Genomic DNA, 3,369 nt, shown 5'->3' on the forward strand with positions numbered 1-3,369 from the left:
CCGACACGCCCGCGGCGGCCCTGCAGTTGCTCGCCGCGCTGGCCTGGATCGTGGCCTTCGCGCTGGCCGCGTGGCGGCTGGGGGTGTTGTTCGTGGCCGCGCGGGTCGATGGTGGCAGCGGTTGCGAGGAGCACCACGAGCCCGTTGCGGCCGAGGGCGCCTTGCCTTGATCGCGTGGCAGGCCCGCAGCGACGGTGCCGCGCTCGGGCCGGGCAGAGGTAGGCTGGCGTGAACGGATGCGCACCGAGGCGGGCATGGAACGCGCTAAGCTGTCGCCCACAGGCGGCCCGATGCGCGGACGCCGTCCGAGCCAGGAGACCCGACGATGGCGCTGCTCAACTGGAAAGCCGACTATTGCACCGGTAACGCGAAGATCGACGACGATCACCGCACCTTGTTCGAGCGCATCAACGATTTCCACTACGCCTGGGAGCACAAGCGCGACCGCAAGGACATCGCGCGCGTGCTCAACCGGCTGGTCGAGTACGCGGAGGAGCACTTCGCGCGCGAGGAAGGGATCATGCGCGCTGCCGGCTATCCCGGGCTGGCGCGCCACCAGGCGATCCACGAGGCCTTGTTCGAGCAGATCTTCGTGTTGCAGGGCCATTTCGAGGATGGGCGCATCCGCATCGACCGCGATGCGGTGGATTTCCTGCGCGGCTGGCTGGTGGATCACATCGTCGGCGAGGACATGAAGCTCTCGGCCTACGTCGAGGGGCGCGTCGAAGCGGTCCCGGCCCGCAAGGCGAGCGACATCGACGTGGTCTGAGCCGCGTTGCGCGCAAGCCCGACGCCGACCGAGCCCCGCCTCAGGCCGTCGCGGCGCCCGCCTGCAGGCGACCACGGCGCGCCAGCACCAGCACCGCGATCGCGAGCACGACCTCGATCAGCCCGATCGCCACGAACACCGGCGGATAGGGCTGCTCGAGCAGCAGCCCGAAGACGGCGAGCAGCGCGCTGCTGAGCAGCGGCCCGGTGGCGAAGCCGAGCGAGCCCGCCATGTTGAAGGCGGCGAGCGCGCTCGCGCGGCAGTCGCTGCCGCCGTACTGCGCGGCCAGTACCAGCGAGGGCGCGTACATCAGCGCCGCGATCACCCCGCCCGCGGCCATCGTCGCCACCACCCGATCGCCCGGCACGAAGCCCAGCACGGCCAGGAAAACGCCGTAGAGCACGCTGCCGATCACCATCATCCACAGCGGATCCCAGTGCCGCGACAGGTGGCCGGCCGGCCAGGTGAGCACCGAGAAGGGGATCAGGAAGGCCGCCATCGCGAGGCCGATCTGGCGCGCGTCGAAACCGATCACCAGGCCCAGGTAGAGCGACAGCGTCGATACGATAAAGCCCACGGTGAGGCGGTCGGCGAAGGAGAACGCGAGCGGGATCAGCAACTGGCGGCGGCTGCGCAGGGTGCCGACGATCTCGGCCGCGGCCATGCGTGGGCGCGTGCCGCCGCCCTCGGCGAGGCGGAGGAAGCCGACCACCGCCATGGCGAGCGAGAGCAGGCCGCCGCCGAAGGGCACCCAGAACGGATCGATGCTGCCGATGACGCCGCCCAGGGGTGCGCCCGTGGCCACGCCCAGGCTGATCGAGGCGCCCACCGCGCCCATGCGCGCGCCCAGGCCGGCGCGGCCGGCGTGGTCGGCGGCGAGCGCCATGAGCAAGGACAGCGCCGACATGTGGGCGAAGCCCTCGACAAAGCGCAGCGCAAGCAGCAGCGCGTAGCTCTCCGCGCCGCGCCAGGCCCAGGCGATGCCGAGCAGCGCGATGCCGTTTGCCGCGAGCGCGCCGACCGCGAGCACGCGGCGCTTGCCGAGGCGGTCGGAGAGCAGGCCGGCGATCGGGGCGCCGAGCAGCGCGCCGATCATGTTGATCGACATGAAGAAGTGGCTGGCGAACTGGCCGAGCCCGGGGAAGCGCTGCGCGGTGAAGTCGGGCAGTACCGGCACCATGCCGGTGACCGGCAGCATGAGGGCGTAGAGCAGCAGCAGCGGCAGGAGATGAGGTCCGGTCATGGTGTCGGCGCGGGGGCGGCCTGCGCGGTCTTGGGGGTGGTCGGGTGCGCGAAATGATACTTCGACCGCCGCCGCCGGCATCTGTTGCCGATCAAGCCCGCCCTCCCTCGCGCCGGGCGGCCGGGACGCGCGGTGGTTCATGTAGGAGCGCCGGCAGGCGCGAAAGCGGCGGTGGAGCCCGGGACGCGCGTCGATTGCCGGACCGCCGCGTTCGCAGCTGCCGCAGCTCCTACAGGCGGGCGGGGACGCGTGGTGGTTCATGTAGGAGCGCCGGCAGGCGCGAAAGCGGCGGTGGAGCCCGGGACGCGCGTCGATTGCCGGACCGCCGCGTTCGCAGCTGCCGCAGCTCCTACAGGCGGGCCGGGACGCGTGGTGGTTCATGTAGGAGCGCCGGCAGGCGCGAAAGCGGCGGTGGAGCCCGGGACGCGCGCGTCGTTTGCCGGACCGCCGCGTTCGCAGCTGCCGCAGCTCCTACAGGGGGCCGGGATACGCGACGGTTTCTGTAGGAGCGCCGGCAGGCGCGAAAGCGGCCGTGGGGTTCTGCACGCGCGTCGATTGCCGGAGCGGCGGCTTCGCGGCTGCCGCCGCTCCTACAGGAAACCGCCGCGCTTCCGGGCGGCAGGCAGGGGCGAAAGCGGCGTATCTCCCTTCCTGCGATCGCCCTCCATCCGGCCCGGCGTAGAATCCGCTCGTTCGGCCAGCGTCGCCGTGATCGGCTTTGCGGGTCGCGCCGCCGCTGCCTTGTTCCAGCTCTGCTTTCTTGCCGCGGAGGTTCGCGCATGCGCGCCGTGTATCTGTCGGGCCTGCTGGTGGTGGTGCTCGCCGCCATCACCTTCTGGATGGTCGCGGGCCTGCAGCCCGGTGTGACCGTGCTGCAGTTCGCGTGGACGCCGCGCGGCTTCGGCGAGGTCGTCCATGTCTGGCCGCCCGAGGATCTCGCCCGCTACCGCCTCCACCTCCCGGTCGACAGCCTGCTGCTGCTGGCCTACGGGAGCTTCGGCTGGCTGCTCGCGACCCGCACGGCGCTGTTCGCGGCGCTGCCCGGGCACGCGCGCGGCGCGGCGCGCTTCGTGCTGCCGCTCGCGGCGGCCTTCGATGCGGTGGAGAACGCGCTGCATGCCTGGCTGACCGAGATGCCGCGCTTCGGCCTGCACGGGCTGTACCTGCTGTCGACCACCTGCTCTGCGCTCAAGTGGGCGCTGCTGTTCGGCTTCGCCGTGCTGGTGCTGTGGGCGCTCGCGCGCGAGGCCGACTGAAGCGCTCGGTCCGCGGCTGCGTCCCCGGCGGCGGCCTGCGCCACCGCCACCGCCACCGCCTGCGCCTGCGCGGCGTCCTCGACGCGGTGGTCGTGCCGCGT

At 72.2% G+C, this 3,369-nt stretch carries 3 protein-coding genes; 2 read left to right on the forward strand and 1 reads right to left on the reverse strand.

Going from position 1 to position 3,369, the window contains the following annotated elements; all coding sequences use genetic code 11:
- Positions 1 to 325: 325 nt before the first annotated feature.
- Positions 326 to 769: a bacteriohemerythrin gene (locus C667_RS21325; RefSeq protein ID WP_004383418.1), complete on the forward strand. Its 444-nt coding sequence runs from the start codon at positions 326 to 328 to the stop codon at positions 767 to 769.
- A 40-nt stretch (positions 770 to 809) separates the two neighbouring features.
- Here the strand turns inward: C667_RS21325 and C667_RS21330 are convergent, their stop codons facing one another.
- The gene (locus tag C667_RS21330) at positions 810 to 2,012 is read right to left on the reverse strand and encodes an MFS transporter (RefSeq protein WP_004383419.1); all 1,203 of its coding nucleotides are present in this window, start codon (positions 2,010 to 2,012) and stop codon (positions 810 to 812) included.
- A gap of 779 nt (positions 2,013 to 2,791) precedes the next feature.
- Here C667_RS21330 and C667_RS21335 point away from each other — a divergent pair.
- Positions 2,792 to 3,268, forward strand: coding sequence for a hypothetical protein (locus tag C667_RS21335; protein WP_004383421.1), 477 nt, complete (start codon positions 2,792 to 2,794; stop codon positions 3,266 to 3,268).
- Positions 3,269 to 3,369: the final 101 nt, after the last annotated feature.

The organism is Thauera phenylacetica B4P (genome assembly GCF_000310225.1).
Taxonomy (GTDB): domain Bacteria; phylum Pseudomonadota; class Gammaproteobacteria; order Burkholderiales; family Rhodocyclaceae; genus Thauera; species Thauera phenylacetica.

Bases quoted from the DNA above. Each gene is read 5' to 3' on its own strand.
- C667_RS21330 (WP_004383419.1), bottom strand. From the start codon at position 2,012: ATGACCGGACCTCATCTCCTGCCGCTGCTGCTGCTCTACGCCCTCATG.
- C667_RS21335 (WP_004383421.1), top strand. From the start codon at position 2,792: ATGCGCGCCGTGTATCTGTCGGGCCTGCTGGTGGTGGTGCTCGCCGCC.
- C667_RS21325 (WP_004383418.1), top strand. From the start codon at position 326: ATGGCGCTGCTCAACTGGAAAGCCGACTATTGCACCGGTAACGCGAAG.